The following is a 20,931-nucleotide window of genomic DNA, read 5'->3' as shown; positions in this document are numbered from 1 at the left end:
TACCCCGCGCGACCGCGCTGACCTGGTGCGGAGCGCCCCGAAGCGCTTCAGGCCGCGCCGGCGGCGGGACGGATCGCCGTCGCCGCACCGTCCGCACCGACCTCGCTCGGGCCGTCGAGGGCGACGGGCCGGCGGTCGGCGAGCCCGGTGAGGCGAGCGCGGGCTTCGGGCTTGCTGGCCGGGCGGGCGCCGAGGGCGCACTGGTGGGCCACCACCGCCGGTTCCGAACGGGTCTTGGTCCAGCCCTGTCGGACGAGGTACCAGGGTGCCTTGCGGCCCTCGCGCAGGTCGCGGACGAGGCGCCGGGCGAACGTGGTCCAGCGGCCCTCGTGGATGAGCAGGGCGTCGGCCAGGAGGCCGGCCTGGCGCAGGGGTGACACCAGCTCGGCGGCGAAGATCCCCTCGGCCACGATGATCGGCGAGCCCTCGCGCTCGATGGTCCGGGAGCCGATGGCGCGGTCCTCGCCGAACGCGTAGGTGGGCACCTCCACCCGGTCGGCCCGGCACAGCTCGGCCAGGGCGGCCACCGCGGCGTCGGGGTCCCAGCTCGCCGGGTCCTCCCAGTCCACGACGCCGTCCGGCGTGCGGGGCATGTCGGGGTCGGTGCCGGCCCGGTAGAAGTCGTCGAGGGCCACGATGGGCAGGCCGACGCTGCGGGCCAGGTAGGTCTTGCCGCACCCGCTCGGCCCCGCCAGCAGCACCACCTCGGCGACCAGGGGGCGGGGATCCGGCTGCGGGGGCACGGAAGGTCATGGTGCCAGGTGCGGGCGGGCGGCGCACGCCTGCCGTTCAGGTAGCCGACACGCCCCCGACCGCCGGTGGTGGACGCCCGTTCAGGAGCCGGCGCTCAGTAGGCGGAGTCGCCGAGCCAGGCGGGTGCCCGGTCGAGGAGGTAGGCGCTGACGGCGTGGCAGCGGTCGAGCACGTCGCACAGCAGGTCCTGCTGGCCGACGTAGACGCTGGCCAGCGAGACCTCGACCTTGCCGACGATGCCCACCGTGCGGTCGGCGCCGTCGGTGACCGAGGCGAACGAGTCGATGGCGGAGACCTCGAGGGGCAGCTCGGGCCCGCCGACCCCGGCGAGGTCGGTGGCGAGGATGAGCAGGTCGGGCCCGTGGGGGAGCGGCGGCAGGCCCCAGGTGAAGTGCAGCGGGAACCGGTGGAGGTCCGGCGGGTCGGCGTCCTCGTCGTCGAGCTCGAGGACGAGGTCCTCGAAGGAGAGCAGCACGCGGGGGTCGATCTCGAGAGCCAGGTGCAGGTCGAGCGGGCCGCCGCAGGCGTCCTCCGGGTGGAGGTCGACCTCCCAGGCCTGGCGCAGCGAGTAGGTCTCGACGAAGTGGCGCTCGTCGTGCACGTGGAAGCCGTGGTCCACGGCGTGATCCTTCAGATCGGCGACGAAGCCGGCGACGTCGATGACCGCCACGGGTGCTCCTGGAGTGGGGGACGGAGGGCTCCGACAGCCTGCCATGCGCCGCTACGGTCCTGGATATGCCAGCCCCGATCGAGCGCGCCGACCACCTGGTCGCCGCCCTCGGCGATGCCGCCGCCGCCATCGCCCAGGCCCTCGCCGCCACGCCCGACTGGGGCGAGGCCGGCACCCGGGACGGCCAGCACCACAGCGACCTCGCTGCCGACGCCGCCGCGGTGGCGGTGCTGGACGACGCAGGGCTCGGGGTGCTGAGCGAGGAGAGCGGTCGGCACCGGCCCGAGCGGGCGGTGACGGTGGTGCTCGACCCGCTCGACGGGTCCACCAACGCGTCCCGCCGCTTGAGCTGGTGGGCCACCAGCCTCTGCGCGGTCGACGAGCACGGCCCCGCCGTGGCCCTGGTGGTCGACCTGCGCCACGGCACCCGCTGGACCGCCCGCCGGGGCGCCGGGGCCCGGCGCGACGGCGAGCCCATCCGCGCCTCGGGCTGCACGGCGCTCGGCGAGGCGATCGTCGGCCTCAACGGCGTGCCGGCGGGCCACGGCGGATGGGCCCAGTACCGGGCCCTGGGCGCCGCCGCCCTCGACCTCTGCGCCGTCGCCGACGGCACCCTCGACGGCTTCCTCGACGCCACGACCGACGAGCTCGGCGTCTGGGACTACCTCGGCGCCACGCTGGTGTGCCGGGAAGCCGGCGCCACCGTCACCGACGCCGCTGGTCGCGACCTCGTCGTGCTCGAGCACGGCGCTCGGCGGATCCCCGTCGCGGGCGCCACCGGCGACCTGCACGCCGCCCTCGGCCGCCTGCACCCCGAGCACGGCGGGTCGGCCTGAGGACCGCCCGCAGCTAGCGTCGGGGCGTGCGCCACCGCCTCCACGTGCTGCTGCTGCAGGTGTACCAGCGCCTGCCCACCTGGGCTCGGCGGCGCATCGTGCGGACCGTGTCGCCGTCGTTCACGGTCGGGGCCATGTGCTTCATCGAGCGCGAGGACGGCGCCCTGCTGCTGGTGCGGCAGGTGTACCGCCGCCACTGGGGCGTGCCGGGCGGCCTGCTGGAGCGCCGCGAGGACAGCGACGACGCCGCCCGCCGCGAGGTGTTCGAGGAGGTGGAGCTGGCCGTCGAGCTGGTGGGGGAGCCCACCGTGGTGGTCGATGCCGAGCCCCAGCGGGTGGACGTCGTCTACCGCGCTCGACCGGCCGATGGGGTCGATCCGGCCACCGCCAGGCCCGGTTCGCCGGAGATCACCGAGGTCCGTTGGTTCCCGCGGGCCGAGCTGCCCGAGCTCCAGCACGAGACCGCGACGGCCCTCGAGCTGATCGAGCGTCGCGACCGCTGAGCTGCGGTCCCGCTCCGACCCCGCTCTGCCGCTCGCAGGCCTTCCCAGCTCGGGCACACCGCCGTACCGTCCTCCTCGTGGAGCAGGGTGCGGGGCCAGCGGGCTGGTCCGAGGGGACGGAGGGGGAGGCCGTCCCCCCCGGACGAGGTGGTCGTCGTGCGGTTGGAAGGGCTCGGCACGTTCGCCGTCCCCCTCGACGCCCTCGGCGCGTACCGCCTCGCCGTCGGGCCCCGCACCCTGCCCACCGGTGCCATCCCGTCGCCGGTCCTGGACGCGCTGCCGCTGATCCTGGAACAGGACTTCCTCCGCACCACGCACGATGGCCGTCGCTCGCTGGTCGTGGACGACCTGGGGTGCATCCGGCTCGCCGGCACCGACGGCTGAGCGGGTCGGCGACGCGCGACCCCACCCGGAGGCGGTCGAGGTGTCGCCCGGCCGCCGCCGCCCCGCCGTGGGCTTTCGGGGCAGGCGCAACTTGTAAGGTCTCGCACCTCGCCGAAGCTCGGACCGCGGCACCGTGCCCCCTGACGACCACCTCACCCCCGAACCCCGCCCCGTCGACTGGCGCGCGGAACGCGCCGGTCCCCCCCCGAACCGCCCGACGCTGCGCCGCTGATCGGCCGGGACCAGGAGCTGGCGCACCTGCTCGCGCTGCTCGACGGGTTGGCCGCCGGCCGGGGCGGGGCCGCCGCAATCGTCGGCGAGGCCGGGTCGGGCAAGACGACGCTGCTCGAGCGGGTGGCCGCCGCAGCGGTCGAGCGGGGGGGGCCACCGTCGTGCGCGCCACCGGTTCGGCCGCCGAGCGCGACCTGCCGTGGGCGGGCCTGTCGTCGCTGTGCCTCGAGCGCCTCGACCTGTTCGACCGCCTCCCGGGCCCGCAGGGCCGGGCGCTCCGGACGGCGCTGGCCCTGCTGGACGGGTCGGCACCGGTCGACCGGTTGGCGGTGTCGCTCGGGGCGCTGGGCACCTTCTCGGCCATGGCCCGCGAGGCTCCGGTGCTGGTCGTGGTCGACGACCTCCAGTGGATCGACACCGAGACCCAGCTCGCCGTCGACTTCCTGAGCCGCCGGGTGGCCGACGATGCCGTCGTCGTGGTCACCGCCGCCCGGCCGGAGCACCCGAGCCCCGGCGCCATCGAGCTGGGCGCGCTCGACGACGCCGCCATCGACCGGATCGCCGAGGGCTGCGGGGTCCGGTCGCAGGGCGCGCGAAGCCATCGTGGCCGTGGCCGGCGGCAGCCCGCTGCTCGCCCAGAAGCTCGCCGCCACCCTCGATCCCGACGAGCGCACGGGGGTCCGGCCGGTGCCCGAGCGGCTCCGGCTCCCCGCCGAGATCGCCGCCCTCTACCGCGAGCAGCTGGCGCCGTTCGAGGAGCCGACGCGCCGAGCGCTCGCCGTGGTGGCGGTGGAGCGGGCCAGCTCGACCGCCACCGTCGCCGCCGCGCTGGGCGAGCTGGACCTGGACCTCGCCGCCCTGGAGCCCGCCGAGGTCGCCGGGCTGGTGGACCTGAGCGGGGGCCAGGTCCGCTTCAGCCACCCGCTGGCCCGCACGGCCGTGGTCGACAGCCTGTCCGGTCCGGTGCTGCGGCGCGCCCACCTCGCCGTTGCGGCGGTGGAGGGAGCGTCCTCCGACCGGGGCCTGGTCCACCGGGCCGCCGCCACCACCGGGACCGATGCCGAGCTGGCCCGGGCCCTCGGCGTGGCGGCGGAGGACGCTCGACGACGAGGTGCGCCGGTCACCGCCACGCGCCGGTGGGTCGAGGCGGCCCGCTTGGCCGACCGCGGCGCCGACGTCGCCGACCACCTCGTCGCGGCCGCCCGCAGCGCGCTCGTCGCCGGCGAGGTGCGCTGGGCGGCCGACCTCCTCGAGCAGGCCCGCGCTGCCGACGCCACCGTCGGCGCCGGGATCGAGGCGAGGCGCATCGACGTCCGGCTGGCCACGGCGGCCGAGGACCTCGACCGGGCTCGGACCCTGGCGGAGGAGGCCGACGCCGCGTTCGGCGACCAGGAACCGGTCGCGGTGGCCGAGCTGCTGGGTGAAGCCATGCGCGCCGTGCTGTCCCAAGCGCCGTTCACCGTCCCGCCGCTGACCGAGCGCATGTGGGAGCTGGCCTCGGACGCCCCGACGCCCGGTCGGTGGTACGCCGAGGTGGCCTACGGCATCGGGCGGTTCGTGCAGGGAGACGTCGAGGGGGCGGCCCGCCACGTGGCGGTCTGGCCGGAGCTGCTGCGGGCCGAGGGCGGCGTGGTCGCCGGCCCGTTCCTCGTGGAGGTCGTGGTGCCGTACCTGAGCTTCACCGACCAGCGGGCCGAGGCGGCGGACCTGCTGGACGCCGTGGAGGCGACGGTGCGGGCGAACTGCGCCGCCGGGGCCCTGGTCTCGGTGCTCGGGGCTCGCGCCCTCGCCACCTACGGCATCGACCTGCAGGACTGCATCGCCGCCGGACGAGAGGCGGTGGCGCTGTCGGCCGAGACGGGCCAGCCCGGGCTCGGCCTGGTCGGCCGCGACACCGTGGCGATCGCCGCGGCGGTGGCCGGCGACGAGGAGCTCGTCGCCCAGCTGGCCGACGAGCTCCTGGCCGGCGGCAGCCTGGCCGGCGAGGTGGCGGCCCGGGCCGCGCGGGCCCGGGTCAACCTGGTGCACGACCGGCCGGAGGCAGCCGCGGCGGAGTTCGCCCTGCTGCGGGCGCGCCTCGGACCCGAGAACACCACCTTCGCCCAGTTCGAGGTGGATGAGGCCGAAGCGCTGATCCGCACGGGTCAGCTCGACGCGGCCCGAGCCCTGTTGCCGGTGCTGGCCGAGCGGGCGGCCGTCCACGGGGCGTGGAACGTCGGCGTGCACGAGCGCGTGCTCGCGATGCTCGCCACCGACGTCGACGAGGCGGTGGTCCACTTCGCCCGCTCCGCCGAAGCGCTGGCCCGGACCGAGAACCGGATCGCCCAGGCGGTCACCGAGCAGCTCTGGGGCGAGCGGCTGCGGCGGGCCAAGCGCCGGGCCGAGGCACGTCGCCACCTGGCGCGCGCCGTCGAGCTCTTCGGGCGGGTCGGCGCCGTCGAGCCTCGACGTCGCGCCGAGGACCAGTTGGCGGCGGCCGGCGGCACCAGCGACCGCACCAGGCCCACTGCGGAGCTGCTGGGGGTCATGGAGCTCCAGGTGGCACGGCTGGCCGCCGAGGGAGCCACCAACCGCGACATCGCCAACCAGCTCTTCATCAGCCCGAGGACGGTCGAGAACCACCTCGGCGCCGTCTACCGCAAGCTCGGCGTCTCGGGGCGGCCCGGTCTGCTGGCGCGGGCCGCGACCGATGGCTCGCTGCGCGTCAGAGCTGGCGGAGGTGGGTGAGGTCGCCGGGGGTGCAGGGGTGGCGCAGCTTGGCCAAGGCGCGCAGCTCGCGCTCCTCTTCGCGCTCCTGCTCGACTCCGAGGACCCGGGCGGTCTCGGTCGCCGACAGCGCCGGGCCGCCGTTGAGGCCGAGGCGCAGCTCCACCACGCGGCAGTCGTCCTCGTGGAGGTGGCCGAGCGCCGTGAGCAAGGTGGGGTCGACCGGCGTGGGGCCCGTGGGGCCGGCGGCGACGGTGGTGGGGTGGCGCTCGACCTCGCGCATGGCCCGCTCCACCCACCAGCGGGCGAAGGCGCTGAACGGGAGGCCGCCGGTGGGGTCGTAGCGGTCGACCGCACGGGACAGGGCGTCGTCGCCGGCGGCCAGCAAGACGGCGCTGCGGTCACCGTCGCCGCCGTGGCGTCGGGCGAGCGAGACCACCAGGCGACGGGTGGAGGCGATCAGCGCGGCGCGGGCCGCCTCACCGTCGCGCACCCGCTGGCGCAGCACGCCCGAGGCCTCGAGGTCCGGGACCGGGGCGCCGACCAGGCCGGCCAGCTCCATCTCCGCCTCGCGGCCATCGGCCACGGTGGCCGCCTTGGCCAGCTCCTCGCCGGCGGTGAGCAGCGGGGCGTCGCCCAGGGCGCGCAGGTGGCGGCGGAAGACCGCTTCTCGCTCGTCGACCGTGGGGCGAGGGCCCGTCATGCACCCTCCCGGGGGTCCGTACCGGGCCGGTGCCCGGTACGTTCTTGCGATGGCTGACGGTACCGCTCCCGAGGCGCCGGATCGGGGACCATCCGGTGGCCGCGCGGACCGGCCTGCGCTGCTGGTGTCGGCGTGCCTGCTCGGCGTGGCGTGCAACCACCGTGGCGCCGCCAGCCCCCGCGCCGCGGTCGATGCGCTGGCCGATCGCTACGAGCTGGTGGAGGTGTGCCCGGAGGTCGCCGGTGGGCTGCCGACGCCGCGCGATGCCGCTGAGCAGGTGGTCCGCGCCGCCGATGGCGTACGCCGGGTGGTCACCGTGGTCGGCGACGACGTCACCGAGCAGTACCGCCGAGGCGCCGAGGTGGCCGTCGAGCTGGCCACCGAGCGAGCGGTGGTCGGCGCGGTGCTGAAGGCCCGCAGCCCGAGCTGCGGCAGCGCCGAGGTCTACGACGGGACGTTCTCGCGCACCCTCGTCCCGGGCGAGGGGTTGACCGCCACGGCCCTGCGAGCGGCCGGCGTCGACGTGGTCTCCGAGGAGGACGTCGCTGCCGGCCGCCTGCCGGGCTGACGGCGGGCGTGGGGGCCCGTCGGCTCGCTACACGGGCGATGTGCTCCGACTTGGGGCGAGCATGCACGGAGCACGGGCGCCGGCCCACGGGCCTACGAACCTCCGCTAACGCAGTCCGGGTACGTGTCGTTGCAAGGTTCGTAGTCGGTGGTCGAGGTGGTCGAGGTGGTCGAGGGGGTCGTCTGGGTGGCTGCGGTCGTGGTCGTCGCCACGGCGACTGACGTCGAGACGACCAAAGAAACGGCCTGGCGCGGCATCGGCACCTCAGCAGCAGCGGCTTGCACAGCCCCTGCGCCGACAAAGGTCAGTGCAATCCAACCGACGAGGATCACGAGGAGGGCAATGGAAATGTCGACGCGCTCGGCTCCGCCGCTGCCGGGCAGCTGGTTCGTTGCCCACTCGGCCGTCGCGGAGGCCAGGGACCGCCGTCTTGCGTGAACGAGGCGCAGCCCATTGTGGTCTCGAGCCGGGCGTGCCCTCTCGGCGGCGCGAACGTCAAGGGCGCCGCATGCGGCGAGGCGTGTCCCGATGGCTGCTACCGAGTGAGCCGAGAAGAGCCACGCGAACCCTTGAAGGTTGAGGCTGGTAGCGAAGACCCCTCCCGCAGCAATCATGGGCAACAACCAGCGGAAGGTGCGTCGCCGGACACCACCTGGATCATCCTGCCCACGACGAGGCTGAGCCTCGCGAGCGAGCCAGATGAGCCAGGCAACCCAGATGGGGGCCAGTGCCGTCGGCCACGGGAACACCTGGATCCATTCGACGACGTCGCTGCCGCTGGGACCGACGTTCTCCGTCTCAACGGCGATCCGGCTAGCGAGGACGCCGAGAACGATTACCCAAATGACTGCTCGGAGGCTCCGCTCAGACTGCGGATCAGCCTGACTAGCTCTAGGCATCTCCGACGACCTCAAGCTGATCGGCCGAGGGTGTTTGCGCCGGAGCCTCGCGCTCGCTGAGCGCTCGGATGTACCGCCAGAACGGATCCGACTCCCGGACGGTGAAGTAGACCTGCCGTCCGCTCTCGATCCGATTCAGCAAGTGGAGCCCGGCCATGAGCGCCAGCTCGTTGTGTGCGGCGGTTGCTGGCACGGACGCCGCAGACATGACCCTGGATCGGTCCCACAGCTCCTCTGGGCGGTCGGCGAGCACCATCGCAACAGAGAGCCGGTGATAGCTGTTGAACAACGACTTGGAATATTGCTGGCGTGGCGTCAACGTAGGCATGAGGCGGCTCGTGAGGGCGGGGCTGGGGCTGTGCAGTCAGGTGATGTCAAGCGGTCGGCGTTGGCCGCAATCAAGCGGCCACGTAGCGGTACTTCGATGTGGAGATCTTGGAACGAAAGACCGTCTTCGTAAGTCAGGAATCAAGATTCCGGGATCAGGATTGCTGACACCATACGATGAATGGGAACCACGTTCCATCGAACAGACGTACGCCTAATCGGGTCCCTGGGACGGTGGTGGGACCAACCTAGGGATGGCGTGCGCGAGCGTCATTCGCGAGGCGCGCCTGGTGAGCAGACGTTCCAGCGACTACGGCTCCGCACACGAGCGACCGGTGGGCGTGCCGAGCCGGCGGGCGTGATCGGGCGGGTGCCCCGATCAGGTGGTGGGGCGCTCGGCGATGGTGAGGCGGTGGAGCTCGCGGCGGTGGCCCTCGTAGCCGCCGGTGGCGCAGTGGAGCAGGCACCGGTTGTCCCAGAGCGCCACGGTGCCGGGCGCCCAGCGGTGGCGATGGACGTGCTCGGGCCGGGCGGCGTGGGCGATGAGCTCGAAGACGAGCGCGTTGGCGGCATCGTCATCGAGCCCCTCGATGCCGATGGTGTAGGCGAGGCTCACGTAGAGCGCCTTGCGGCCGGTCTCGGGGTGGGTGCGCACGAGCGGGTGGGGCTGGGTGGCGAGGGCGTCGTCGGAGGCGACGATGGCCATCGATCGGCCCTCGTCCCGATCGCCGTAGAGCCCCTGCTTCGCGTAGCCGCGCTGGGCCGAGTGGATGCCCACCAGTCCCTCGATGCGCTCGCGCAGGTCGGGCGGGAGGGACTCGTAGGCGCCGTGCTGATCGGCGTAGAGGGTGTCGCCGCCGACGGGCGGGATGTCGACGCCGTAGAGCAGCGTGCCGGCGGGCGGGGTCGGGAGGAAGCTCCAGTCGGAGTGCCACACGTCGGCGAACAGCGGCGTGGTCTCGTCGGCCTCCCGGGTGAGCGCCACCACGTGGGGCTGGCCGGGGATGGGACGGAAGAACGGGTCCTCACCGATGGGCCCGAAGGCCTCGGCCACGGCTTCGAGCTGCTCGAGGTCGAGCTCTTGGTCCGGGAACACCAGCACCTGGTGCTCCAGCCACGCCTCGCGCAGCTGCTCGGCGAGGGCGCCGTCCGGCGCCTCCCGCAGGTCCAGGCCGCGCACGACGGCTCCGAACGGCCCGTCGGTCCGCTCGATGGCCAGGCCCGTCACGACCGACGAGCCGTCGTGCTGGTGGTGGCTCGGGCCACGGCTCTCCCTCCTACGTGGACGGAGCCGGACCCTACCTCCGCTCCACGCGGCGACGCCCGAGGTCCGGACCGGCGCGCCCGGAGAGGAGCGGTTCGACCTGCTCTGCGGGGAGCGCCGGTGACCAGAGGAAGCCCTGAGCCGTGGGGCAGCCGAGCGACCGCAAGATGTCCGCCTGCTCTTCGGTCTCGACGCCTTCGGCGACGGTTGCGATCTCGAGCGCAGCGGCGACGTCGATGATGGCCTGGACGAGCACCTGCGAGGCGTGACCCGGGTCGGGCTGGAGGGCGGCCACGAACGCTCGGTCGATCTTCAGGACGGTGACCGGCAGCTCGCCCAACGTGGCGAGGGACGAGTACCCCGTCCCGAAGTCGTCGACGGCGAGGCCGAGGCCGTGGTGGCGGAGCTCGGTGAGCACCCCTCGAGCCGCAGGCTCCACCACCGCGGTCTCGGTGACCTCGACCTCCACGCGCTGGGGGTCGATGCCGGAGCGGTCCACCGCCGCGAGGAAGCGCCGCACGAAGTCCGGCGAGGTGAGCTGCTTTGGCGAGACGTTCACCGCGAGCCGAAGGGCGGTCGGCCAGGAGGTCGCCACCTCGAGCGATCGACGGAGGGCCAGCTCGCCGATGGGCACGATCAGGCCGGTCTCCTCGGCGACGGCGATGAACTCGCCCGGGGCCAAGAGGCCGCGCTCGGGGTGCTCCCAGCGCAGGAGCGCCTCGGCCCCGGTGGCGGCGCCGGTGCGGAGGTCGACCTGCGGTTGGAACCAGACCCGGAGCTCGTCGTGCTCGAGGGCACCGTCGAGGTCTTGCAGCACCACGGCCCGCCGCTGGGCCCGGGCCGCGAGCGCCGGTTCGAACCGTCGGAGGGTGTCTCGACCCTGCGCCTTCGCCTCGTACAGCGCCAGGTCGGCGTGCACGACGAGGTCGTCGGGGCCGTGGGCATCGCTCGGGATCGCGGCGTAGCCGAGGCTGCCGCGGATGGCGACCTGCAGGCCCGCCACGGTGAACGGCTGGCGCAGCGCGGCCACGAGCCCCTCGAGGTGGTCGTGGACCCCGGGGTCGTCCATCGGCACGCTCACCAGCACGGCGAACTCGTCGCCGCCGAGCCGGGCGCACAGGTGCTGGGGCCCGGCGGCACTGCGCAGGCGCACCGCAGCTGCGGCGAGCAGCTCGTCGCCTGCCACGTGGCCGAGCGTGTCGTTGACCGCCTTGAAGTCGTCGAGGTCGAGGAACGCCAGCACGATCTGGCGCTCGGGCGCCCGCTGCGACACGAGCTCGTCGAGCGCCGTGCGGAACCGGTTGCGGTTGGCCAGGCCCGTGAGCGGGTCGATGGTGGCGAGCCGGAGGATCTGGCGCTGCTGCTCGTGGTCCTGGGTGACGTTGCTCGCCACGCCTCGCCAACCGCCGCCGCCTGCTCGGCCGTCCCCTTCGGCTGGGTGCCCGGAGAGCGACCACCAGGCCGTGGCGCCCTCGACCGAGACCGGCACGACCACGTCGCGGAACGGGGTCCTGCCACGGAGGGCGGCGGCGAGGCGGTCGATCGGGCTCGGCTCCCCGACCGCCGCACCGTCGGGGCTGGGCGGCGCGAGCGCAGCGAGCAGGTCCAGGAGCCGCTGCCCCTCGATCGCGGCGATCGGGCGGCCGGCGCTCCGGGCGAAGCGGGCCGAGACCGAGACCAGGGTGCCGGCGCCGTCCGTCTGCCAGAGCCAGTCGCGGGCGCCCCCCTCGTAGTCGTCGAGCAGCAGGCGGACGACGGACCGCTCGGCGTCGGCCGTGATCTCCGCTCGGCACCACCGCTCGAAGGTGTTCGAGAGCTGCACGATGGCCAGGGTCAGGGCCAGGGCGTAGACGACGAGCTGCAGGGTGACGAGGTCGTAGATCGGCTGGCGCAGGGACAGGAAGGCCACGCCGCAGGTCACGGTGTGGCCCCACACCCAGGTCAGGCCGAGCGACGTGTCGCTCGACTGGCAGATGGCGCCGGATCCGAACACGCCGGCGAAGGTGGCCACGAGCAGCACGGCCTGGTCGTGCGACACCAGTGGGACGGCCCGCCAGATCACGAGCGCGTACAGGACCGCGAAGGTGAGCGACTCGAGCTGCAGGCCGCGGTTGGTCGCCTCGGCCGGGGAGATGGGCCCGAGGGCTCGCGGCAGCCAGACCCGGATGGAGTTGAGCGCGACGGCCGACATGGCGATCGTCCATGCGGGCGCGAACCACCCGGTGCCGGCCGGGAGCAGGAACACGCCCGTCACCACGATGCTGGCCAGGTGGAGCACGTTGGCCAGCGGGGCGAGCAGCCAGGAGACGCGGATGCGGCGCACCGCCAGCGTGTCCGCTTGCTCTTCGGTCAGGTCGTGGTGCCCGTCGACGGCGATGGGCAGTGGCAGGGCCGCGCCGAAGGCGGTGCGCACCGCAGCCCATCGGCTTCGCAGGGACTCCGCCACAGCCCAACCACCTCCATTCGGTCATCGAACGGGGTGGACCAGGGACGCTAGCCCGTAGGCGACCTCCTGCGGCCACGTCGCGTGATCGGGCGGCCGCGGCGGGTCAGCGGCACCGGTGGGCGCAGAGGGACTCGAACCCCCGACATCTGCCTTGTAAGGGCAGCGCTCTAGCCAACTGAGCTATGCGCCCGGAAGGGGGCGACCCTACCTGGCCCGTGCCGCACGGCTCCACGCGTTCGGCCCCGCTTCCACCGCGAAGTCGTTGCACGTCTGCACGCATGCGGTGCGAAGGTGCAACGACTTCGGTGGGGTCTGCCGGTGTCGGGCGGAGGCAGGGCGGGATCGGGGCGGGTGGGGGACATCTTCGGGTGGTCACGGTGGGGAAACGTTGCGGACTTTCGTGCTCCGTACGGTCGGGGCCGGCCCAGGGGTGGGCCCACCGACCGAGAGGGAAGCGCACATGAGTGGGAGCAAGGCACGGCTGCAGGCGATCGAGAACGTGAAGGAGCACCGGTCCCCGGAGGCGTTCTTCTCGACCGACGAGACGCCGGGGGAGGTGTTCGGCCAGAACGTCTTCACGAAGGCCGTCATGCAGAAGCGGCTGCCCAAGCCGGTCTTCAAGTCGGTGATGGCCACCATCGAGCGGTCGAAGGCGCTCGATCCGGCGGTGGCCGACATCGTGGCCTCGGCCATGAAGGACTGGGCGCTCGAGAAGGGGGCCACGCACTACGCGCACGTCTTCTACCCCCTCACCGGCCTGACGGCGGAGAAGCACGACAGCTTCTTCGAGCCGGGTGACGACGGCGCCTCGATCGCCGAGTTCGCCGGCAAGACGCTGACCCAGGGCGAGCCCGATGCGTCGAGCTTCCCGAACGGCGGGCTGCGGGCCACGTTCGAGGCCCGGGGCTACACCGGTTGGGACGTCACCAGCCCCGCCTACATCCTCGAGAACCCCAACGGGAACACGCTGTGCATCCCCACGGTGTTCGTGTCGATGACGGGCGAGGCGCTCGACCACAAGACGCCGCTGCTGCGCTCGCAGCAGGCCATGGCCGCCCAGGCCGAGCGCGTGCTGAAGCTCTTCGGCCACGCCAAGCCCGAGGCCGTGGTGTCCTTCGCCGGGGCCGAGCAGGAGTACTTCCTGATCGACCGCAGCTTCGTGTTCTCCCGGCCTGACCTGCTCAACAGCGGTCGCACCCTCTTCGGCGCCGCGCCGCCGAAGGGCCAGGAGTTCGACGACCACTACTTCGGCGCCATCCCCGACCGGGTGCTGGCGTTCATGCTCGACTGCGAGCGGGAGCTCTTCAAGCTCGGCATCCCGGCCAAGACCCGCCACAACGAGGTGGCCCCCGGCCAGTTCGAGATCGCCCCCATGTTCGAGCGTTCGAACGTTGCTGCCGACCACCAGCAGCTGCTCATGGTCACCCTCAAGAAGGTGGCCAACAAGCACGGCATGGAGTGCCTCTTCCACGAGAAGCCCTTCGCCGGCATCAACGGCTCGGGCAAGCACGTGAACTTCTCGCTGGGCAACGCCAGCGAGGGCAACCTCCTGCTCCCCGGGGACACGCCCCACGAGAACGCCCAGTTCCTGGTGTTCTGCGCCGCGGTCATCCGGGGCGTGCACAAGTACGGCGGCCTCCTGCGCTGCTCGGTGGCCTCGGCCACCAACGACCACCGCCTCGGTGCCAACGAGGCCCCGCCGGCGATCATCTCGATCTTCCTGGGCGACCAGCTGGCCGACGTGTTCGACCAGGTTGCGAAGGGCGGGGCCACCAGCTCCAAGGAGAAGGGCACGATCATCATCGGCGCCGACACGCTCCCGGTGCTGCCCACCGACCCGGGCGATCGCAACCGGACCAGCCCCATGGCCTTCACCGGCAACCGGTTCGAGTTCCGGGCGCCCGGCTCGCTGCAGTCCATCGCCGGACCGATGGTCACGATCAACACCATGCTGGCCGAGGCGCTCGACCACATCGCCACCGAGATCGAGACGTCGATGGCCGACGGCGCCGACTTCGACGTCGCGGTCCAGAAGGTGCTGGAGGCGATCATCACCGACCACGGTGCGGTGGTCTTCAACGGCGACGGCTACTCCGAGGACTGGCAGGTGGAGGCCGAGGCCCGGGGCCTGCTCAACCTGCGCACCACGCTCGACGCCCTGCCGCAGCTCGTGACCCCCGAGGCGCTCGAGCTGTTCAGCCGCTACGGCGTGTTCAGCGAGCGGGAGATGCACAGCCGCTACGAGATCGCCATGGAGCAGTACGCCCTGAGCATCGGCGTGGAGGCCCGCTCCACCCTGGAGATGGCGTCGACGATGGTGCTGCCCGCCGCCTTGCGCTACCAGACGGAGCTGGCCACCAACCTGGCCAGCCTCAAGGCGCTCGACGTCGAGGTCGACACCAGCGACCTCGACGGCGTGTCGGCGTCGATCCAGGCGCTGCGCGGCGGGATCGCGGCGCTGAAGGGTGCCCTGGGCCACGACGGGGCCGACTCGGTGGAGGCCGAGGCCACCCACGCCGGCCTCGAGCTGCTGCCGGCCATGGCTGCGGTCCGCGTGGCCGCCGACGAGCTCGAGTCGCTCGTGGCCGACGACCTGTGGCCGCTGCCGACCTACCAGGAGATGCTCTTCATCCTCTGAGCCCCCTCGGCCGGGCGGGCCCGCCTGGCCCGCCGCCTGGTCTCGGCCGTCGGCTCCGGCACCGTTGGGGTGCGGGGGTCGGCGGTCCGGCCAGCGGTGCAGGCAGCTCGGCGGCGCAGCCGCGGGTGGTCCCTGCGGGCGGGGCTACGGTCCGACGCCATGTCGGGGGACCGGGACGTGGACGTGATCGTGATCGAGGCCGGGCGCACCGGGCTCGTGCTGGCGGTCGGCGAGGACGGGCGGCTCCACCAGATCGCCTTCGGGGCGGGCGTGGCCGCTCGCCGACCCGAGCTGCCGGTGGCGCTGTACCCGTTGGCGTACCCGACGTTCGGCGAGGAGGTCCTGCGGGAGCCGGCGCTGCGGGTGACCCAGGTCGACGGGGCGACGTCGACGCGGCTGGTGTTCGAGGGGCTCACCCGTGACGGCCACGACCACGGCGAGGTGGTCCGCATCGACCTGCGGGACCGGGTCGCGCCGCTCCTCGTCTCGCTGTGCTTCCGCACCTGGCCGGAGCACGACCTCATCGAGCAGTGGGTGGAGGTGGCCAACCGCGGCGAGGGCGACCTCACGGTCCACCGGGCGGCTGCGTCTGCGCCGTCGTTCTCGGGGAGCGATCCGCACCTCACGCACTGGGGCGGCGGCTGGGCGGCCGAGTGGCAGGAGACGACCGAGCGGCTGACGCCGGGGACGAAGGTGGTCGCCTCGGCGGGCGGGCTGCGCTCGTCGCTGCACCGGGCGTCGCTCGCGCTGCTCGCACCCGACGGGCCGGCCACCGAGACCGCCGGCCAGGTCGGTGCCTGCGCCGTGCAGTGGGGCGGCGACGTCCGCTTCGACGCCGAGCTGGCCGCCCACGCCCAGCTGCGGCTGGTGGCCGGCCAGCAGTTCCGGGGGGCCGAGCGGGTGCTCGGCCCGGGGGAGCGGTTCACCTCCGCCGCCGCTCTGTGGACGTGGTCCGACGCCGGCATCGGGCCCACCAGCCGCTCGCTGCACGACTTCGCCCGCCAGCACGTGGTGCCAGACGGGACCGAGCTGCGGGCGACCGTGGTGAACACGTGGGAGGCCGTCTTCTTCGACCTCGACCCGGCGGGCCTGCGCGCCCAGGTCGATCGGGCAGCCGAGCTCGGCGGCGAGCTCTTCCTGCTCGACGACGGGTGGTTCGGGTCGCGGTACCCGCGCAACGACGACACGACGTCGCTGGGCGACTGGGACGTCGATCGCTCGAAGCTGCCCGACGGCCTGCAGCCGCTCATCGACCACACCCTCGAGCAGGGGCTGCGCTTCGGCCTGTGGGTGGAGCCGGAGATGGTGAACCCGGTCTCGGAGCTCTACGAGGCCCACCCGGACTGGGTGATCGGCGAGCCGGGGCGGGAGCGGCGCGAGGAGCGCAACCAGCTGGTGCTCGACCTCCTCCAGCCCGAGGTGCGGGCGTTCGTGGTGGGCGTGGTCGACCGGGTGCTCACCGAGCACACGGGCATCAGCTACCTGAAGTGGGACGCCAACCGCGACGTGACCGAGCCGGGGTCGGTGGCCTTGGCGGGCGACCGGCAGTCGCACCTCGCCATGGACCGCGTCCAGGCGGCGTGGGACGTGATGGCCGAGGTCCGGCGCCGACACCCCGAGGTGGAGGTGATGCTGTGCTCCTCGGGCGGTGGGCGGTCGGAGCTCGGGACGCTGCGCTGGTTCAACGAGCTGTGGACGTCGGACAACACCGACCCCGTCGACCGGGTGCGCATCCAGTGGGGTGCGTCGCACCTGCTCCCGGCGTCGGTCGTGGCGGCGCACGTGACCCGGTGGGGCGCACGGCCGTTCCCGTTCGGCTGCGCCGTGGCCATGAGCGGGCGGTTCGGCTTCGACGTCGACCTGCGGGCCGTGACCGACGAGGAGTGGGCGGTGGGGCGCCAGGCCGTGGACGCCTACCACCGGGTGCGCGACCTGGTGCAGCAGGGGGGACCAGCACCGGCTGGTGTCGCCGGGGGGGTCGAGCCGGGCTGCGGTGGCGTTCTCGGCCAAGGACGGGAGCCGCTCGGTGGTGTTCCTCTACCGCCTGCCCGACGATGCCGGGGCGGGTCCGGACCTGGTGCTCGATCACCTCGACCTCGGGTCCGGATGGGCGGTCGAGGACCTCACGCCGGGCCGAGCGGAGGACCGGACGTGGACGCTGGTCGACGGCCGGGTGGCGTGGCCGGCGGGCGACCCGCCCGTCGCCACCGTCCTCTCCCTCACGCGCCTAGGTCGCACGGGAGGGGATTGGCGTCGATTCTGCGCAGAATCTGCGCCAATCGGCGCCCGTCTGACCTACCTGGCCCCTGACCAGGGGAAACGGCGGTCCACGACGCATGCCTGAGCGGTTATATGAACGAGGAGGCATGCGTTCGCCGGGGGAGGGGGCACCAGTCGCGGCGACGTTCGTCCGTTCCCCCCCATCCGCCGGCCAGCGGCCCCGCCAGCCCGTCAGGTCGGCGGGTGGGCGGCGCGCAGGCCCTCGACGACGGCATCGATGGGCTCGGGGCGGCCCAGCAGGTATCCCTGCGCCCACGTGATGCCGAGGTCCCGGGCCAGCTCGAGCTCGTCCGGCGTCTCGACGCCCTCGGCGACCACACGCAGGCCGAGCCGGCTGGCCATGGTGATGATGCCCTCGGCGATGATCCGGGTGCCGTGGTCGGTGAGCAGCGCCTGGGTGTAGCTGGTGTCGAGCTTGAGGACGTCGATCGGGTAGCGCCGCAGGTAGCCGAGCGACGAGTAGCCGGAGCCGAAGTCGTCGAGGGCCAGCGACACGCCGTGGTCGCGCAGCCGGCGCAGCACGTCGTCGATCTCGTCCCGGGAGTCGATGAGCACCGATTCGGTGAGCTCGAGCACCAGGTGCTCCGGGTTCACCGCGTGCTCGGCGAGGGCGTCGATGACCATCGCGGCGAAGCCCGGCTCGACGAGCTGGTGCCCGGACACGTTCACGCCCATCCGCTGTTCGCCGAGCGCCGGGGAGATCGCCGCGATCCGGTTCAGCGCACCGAGGGCCTGGTGCAGGGCCCAGCGCCCGAGCGGCAGGATCAGCCCGGACTCCTCGGCGATCGGGATGAACTCGCTGGGCGCCGCGAGCGGCCACCGGGCCAGCGCCTCGTACCCGCTGACCACGTCGCCGTGGACCAGGTCGATGACCGGCTGGAGGTGCAGGTCGAGCCTCCCGTCGGACAGCGATTCCCGAAGCCCCGACTCGATCGAGAACCGCCGGGCCACCACCTGGCGCATGGTGTCGTCGAAGGCCACGATCCGAGCGCGGCCGGTGCGCTTCGCCACGTACATCGCCGCATCGGCGTCGCGGATGGCGCTCTCGGGGTCGAGGTCGCCCCGCCGGCACGACGCCACCCCGACGCTGGCCGAGATGTGGCTGGACACGCCCACCACGGTGACCGCCTCGATGGCGCTCAACAGCGTGCGCGCCGACCGGGCGGCCTCGACCTCGCTGAGGCCCTCGTGCACCACCACGAACTCGTCACCGCCGAACCGGGCGACGATCCGTCCGGGCTGGGCCAGCAGCTCTGCGCCGACCGCACGCAGCAGCTGGTCGCCTGCGCTGTGGCCCAGGCCGTCGTTGACGACCTTGAGGTTGTCCAGGTCGATGAAGTCGATGGTGATGACCGTGTCGGGGTCGCCTTCGAGCAGCTCGGCGAGCTGCTCCATCAGCGCCAGCCGGTTCGGCAGGCCGGTCAAAGGGTCCCGGCGGGCCAGCACCGCGAGCTCCTCGGCGTGGCGCCTCGCCTCGGTCACGTCGTGCATGACCACGCCGAAGTACACCTCGTTGCCGTCGTCCTCGACCACCGGGGTCACCGTGGTGGCCATGGTCCGCGGCTCCCCGCCGACGAGGACGTCGATGTCGCCCGTCCAGCGCTCGTTGCGCCGGATGGCCGGCTCGATGACGGCACCGGCGAACGCGGCCAGCGCCGGTCGCATCCGCGACCGGAGCGGTTGGCCCACCGCATCCGGGCCGACGAGCTCGGCGGCGGCCTCGTTCACGTAGACCAGCCCGACGTCGAGCCGGCCGACCATGATCATGTCGTCGACCTCGTCGACGACGGTCACCATGCGTTGGTGGGCCCGGGTGGCGAGGTGCTGGATGCGCTCGGCCTCCACCTGCTCGTCGATGTCGCGGAACTCCGCGATCACCACGCCCAGGTCGGGCACGTCGAGCACGTTCCAGCTCATCGACTCGAACCACCGCCAGGTGCCGTCCGCCAGCAGCATGCGCTGGCGGCAGGGCGGGGTTCGATCGGTGGTGCCGGTGATCCGCGACCAGGCCCGGCGGGCCGCCGGCAGGTCGTCGGGATGGATCAGCGTCTCGAGGCCGGTGCCGAGCAGCTCGGGGAGCGTGCGGCCGAGCACCTCGTCGACGTTGAGCGTGCCACCCTGGATCCGTCCCTCGGCCGACAGGCGGAACCGGAAGCTGGTGGTGCCCCGGAACCACGACGGGGGCACCGTCACCTCCCCGGGCAGCTGGACGTCGGCGTCGGCCGGCGCGGCGACCAGCTGGACCACCACGGCGTCGACGCCGTCGACCCCGGTGAGGTCGAGGATGTCGACGTCGTACCAGCGCCCGGCGGCGGCCTCGGGGCTGCCGGCCTCGACCTCGGGCAGCGGCCGGCAGGTCCGCACGCGCCCGGCCCATGCGCTCGGCGCCCTGGCACGCCGTCAGCCAGGCCTGGTGGATGCGGAGGTGGTGCTCCGGGTCGACGTAGCTGAGGGGGTGGTCCTCGGTCTGGAGCCAGTGGACGTCGTGGAGCCGATCGGCCAGCAGCGGCGGTCGGGTCGGCCCGGACCCGTCGTACAGGCAGCTGACGTACGAGCCCGCCGGGATGGCGAGCGCCGCGGCGAAGGCCAGGTCGAGCCGCCGATCCGGGGCGTGCAGGCCGGCGAGCTCGCGCTCCGAGGAAGGTTCGTCGGCCAATCCGCTCCGGTCCATCGATCCTCCCCTGCGCCGACCGTCCGCCCGGGAGCTGGTCAGGTCCCTCGAAGCTTCGCCACGACGGGGGCCATGGCCTCCAGGGCGTCCTGCTGGATCACGATGTAGCTGGCGTCCCAGCGCTCCCGGCGAGCCTCCAGCGATTCGGTGATCTGCTCGACGGTGCCGACGAGCGCGTGGGGGAACTTCGAGCAGCTCGGCGGGGCTGATGCCGAACGCCGGTGCGAACTGCTCCACGAGCGACTCGCGGTCGTCGGTGACGAAGCAGCCGAAGTTGAGCAGGTTGATCTCGACGTCGCCGTAGCGGTCGCCGGCCGCAGCGCGGATCCAGGCCAGCTTGCGATCGGTCTCCTCGGCGGTGCCGTTCTTGGCCGCATCGGCGTCGACGGCGCCGTTGGGGATGGTGGGGTTCACGCCCACGATGTCGGCGTGGCGCCCGGCCAGCTCGAGCATGCGCTTCTTGCCGCCGCCGATGATGACCGGAGGCCGCGGCGACTGCACCGGCTTCGGCAGGCCGTTGTGCGCGGTGATCTGGTAGTGCTCGCCGGCGAACGTGAACGGGTCCGGGCCCAGCAACCCGAGGATGACCTGGAGGCCCTCCTCGAAGCGGTCCACCCGGGTGGCGGGGGCGTCGTACGCGATGCCCGACTCCTCGTAGTCGCTGCGCATCCAACCGGCACCCAGGCCGATCTCGAGGCGGCCGCCCGACAGCACGTCGATGGTGGCGAGCTCCTTGGCCAGCACGAGCGGGTGCTTGTAGTCGTTGTCGAACACCAGGGCGCCCACGCGCAGGTCGGTGGTGGCCGAGGCCGCCGCCATCAGGGCCGGGACGGGGGCCAGCTGGTCGCCGAAGTGGTCCGGCATGAACAGCGTGTCGTAGCCGAGCTCCTCGGCCCGGCGGGCCGACGCGACCCACTCGGCGGCCGAGCCCGCCGTGGCGATCTGGACGCCGAACCGGAACGGACGGGGGTGCGACATGGGTGGTGGACCTCGGGTGCTCGGCGGCGGGTGCGGGCTGCGGTGACCCTACCGTCGGCCGCCCGGGTGACGGC

The 20,931-nt window shown here is 73.3% G+C and carries 16 protein-coding genes, 1 tRNA gene and 1 pseudogene; 9 read left to right on the top strand and 9 right to left on the bottom strand.

The genetic code is table 11. The features are described 5' to 3' along the window. Window positions 1-47 precede the first annotated feature (47 nt). Both KSP35_RS06095 and KSP35_RS06090 read right to left on the bottom strand, forming a co-directional pair. On the bottom strand, window positions 48-743 hold the full coding sequence (locus KSP35_RS06095) for a uridine kinase (protein WP_216999882.1): 696 nt from the start codon (window positions 741-743) through the stop codon (window positions 48-50). A 104-nt stretch (window positions 744-847) separates the two neighbouring features. Continuing rightward, window positions 848-1,423: a hypothetical protein gene (locus KSP35_RS06090; RefSeq protein ID WP_216999880.1), complete on the bottom strand. Its 576-nt coding sequence runs from the start codon at window positions 1,421-1,423 to the stop codon at window positions 848-850. A 65-nt stretch (window positions 1,424-1,488) separates the two neighbouring features. On the opposite strand from KSP35_RS06090, the gene KSP35_RS06085 reads away from it, so the two are divergent. From KSP35_RS06085 to KSP35_RS06065, 5 genes are all read left to right on the top strand, one after another. Then, window positions 1,489-2,259: an inositol monophosphatase family protein gene (locus tag KSP35_RS06085; RefSeq protein ID WP_216999878.1), complete on the top strand. Its 771-nt coding sequence runs from the start codon at window positions 1,489-1,491 to the stop codon at window positions 2,257-2,259. Window positions 2,260-2,285: 26 nt separating this feature from the next. Next, entirely contained in the window at window positions 2,286-2,762 is a 477-nt protein-coding gene (locus KSP35_RS06080; protein ID WP_216999876.1) for an NUDIX hydrolase, read from the top strand. A gap of 156 nt (window positions 2,763-2,918) precedes the next feature. Further along, complete coding sequence (locus KSP35_RS06075; protein ID WP_216999874.1) at window positions 2,919-3,146, top strand: hypothetical protein; 228 nt, start codon at window positions 2,919-2,921, stop codon at window positions 3,144-3,146. A 279-nt stretch (window positions 3,147-3,425) separates the two neighbouring features. Next, a complete protein-coding gene (locus tag KSP35_RS25640; protein ID WP_371748735.1) occupies window positions 3,426-3,824 on the top strand; it encodes a hypothetical protein in 399 nt (132 codons plus the stop codon). A 156-nt stretch (window positions 3,825-3,980) separates the two neighbouring features. After that, complete coding sequence (locus tag KSP35_RS06065; protein WP_216999872.1) at window positions 3,981-6,104, top strand: helix-turn-helix transcriptional regulator; 2,124 nt, start codon at window positions 3,981-3,983, stop codon at window positions 6,102-6,104. On the opposite strand, the gene KSP35_RS06060 is transcribed toward KSP35_RS06065, so the two are convergent. After that, entirely contained in the window at window positions 6,082-6,786 is a 705-nt protein-coding gene (locus KSP35_RS06060) for a sigma factor (protein WP_216999870.1), read from the bottom strand. The genes KSP35_RS06065 and KSP35_RS06060 overlap by 23 nt on opposite strands. A 49-nt stretch (window positions 6,787-6,835) precedes the next feature. On the opposite strand from KSP35_RS06060, the gene KSP35_RS06055 reads away from it, so the two are divergent. Further along, window positions 6,836-7,354, top strand: a complete 519-nt coding sequence (locus KSP35_RS06055) for a DUF523 domain-containing protein (protein ID WP_216999868.1) — start codon at window positions 6,836-6,838, stop codon at window positions 7,352-7,354. A gap of 147 nt (window positions 7,355-7,501) precedes the next feature. After that, on the top strand, window positions 7,502-7,792 hold the full coding sequence (locus KSP35_RS06050) for a hypothetical protein (RefSeq protein WP_216999866.1): 291 nt from the start codon (window positions 7,502-7,504) through the stop codon (window positions 7,790-7,792). 453 nt (window positions 7,793-8,245) lie between these two features. Here the strand turns inward: KSP35_RS06050 and KSP35_RS06045 are convergent, their stop codons facing one another. The 4 genes from KSP35_RS06045 to KSP35_RS06030 all read right to left on the bottom strand — a co-directional run bounded on the left by KSP35_RS06045 (window position 8,246) and on the right by KSP35_RS06030 (window position 12,480). Then, window positions 8,246-8,542, bottom strand: coding sequence for a hypothetical protein (locus KSP35_RS06045; RefSeq protein ID WP_216999864.1), 297 nt, complete (start codon window positions 8,540-8,542; stop codon window positions 8,246-8,248). A 417-nt stretch (window positions 8,543-8,959) separates the two neighbouring features. Continuing rightward, window positions 8,960-9,808 (bottom strand): TauD/TfdA family dioxygenase, encoded by an 849-nt coding sequence (locus tag KSP35_RS06040; protein WP_216999862.1) that lies wholly within the window; start codon window positions 9,806-9,808, stop codon window positions 8,960-8,962. 70 nt (window positions 9,809-9,878) lie between these two features. Then, complete coding sequence (locus KSP35_RS06035; protein ID WP_216999860.1) at window positions 9,879-12,257, bottom strand: bifunctional diguanylate cyclase/phosphodiesterase; 2,379 nt, start codon at window positions 12,255-12,257, stop codon at window positions 9,879-9,881. 149 nt (window positions 12,258-12,406) lie between these two features. Then, window positions 12,407-12,480: transfer RNA gene (locus tag KSP35_RS06030), tRNA-Val, on the bottom strand. Window positions 12,481-12,750: 270 nt separating this feature from the next. Here KSP35_RS06030 and KSP35_RS06025 point away from each other — a divergent pair. Together KSP35_RS06025 and KSP35_RS06020 are read left to right on the top strand one after the other, a co-directional pair. After that, complete coding sequence (locus KSP35_RS06025) at window positions 12,751-14,928, top strand: glutamine synthetase III (protein ID WP_216999858.1); 2,178 nt, start codon at window positions 12,751-12,753, stop codon at window positions 14,926-14,928. Window positions 14,929-15,087: 159 nt separating this feature from the next. Then, a complete protein-coding gene (locus KSP35_RS06020; RefSeq protein WP_216999856.1) occupies window positions 15,088-17,238 on the top strand; it encodes an alpha-galactosidase in 2,151 nt (716 codons plus the stop codon). Window positions 17,239-17,379: 141 nt separating this feature from the next. Here the strand turns inward: KSP35_RS06020 and KSP35_RS06015 are convergent, their stop codons facing one another. Further along, window positions 17,380-19,572 carry a bifunctional diguanylate cyclase/phosphodiesterase gene (locus KSP35_RS06015; RefSeq protein ID WP_216999854.1) on the bottom strand — a complete coding sequence of 731 codons (2,193 nt, stop codon included), beginning with the start codon at window positions 19,570-19,572 and terminating at the stop codon, window positions 17,380-17,382. A gap of 541 nt (window positions 19,573-20,113) precedes the next feature. Continuing rightward, window positions 20,114-20,857 (bottom strand): annotated as a pseudogene (locus tag KSP35_RS06010) (TIGR03621 family F420-dependent LLM class oxidoreductase); the annotation flags it as partial. Between the last annotated feature and the right edge of the window lie 74 nt (window positions 20,858-20,931).

The organism is Aquihabitans sp. G128 (assembly GCF_019048865.1).
Lineage (GTDB): Bacteria > Actinomycetota > Acidimicrobiia > Acidimicrobiales > Iamiaceae > Aquihabitans.
The sequence above is the reverse complement of the archived record's forward strand: the minus strand, read 5'-3'. Positions and strand labels throughout refer to the sequence as shown.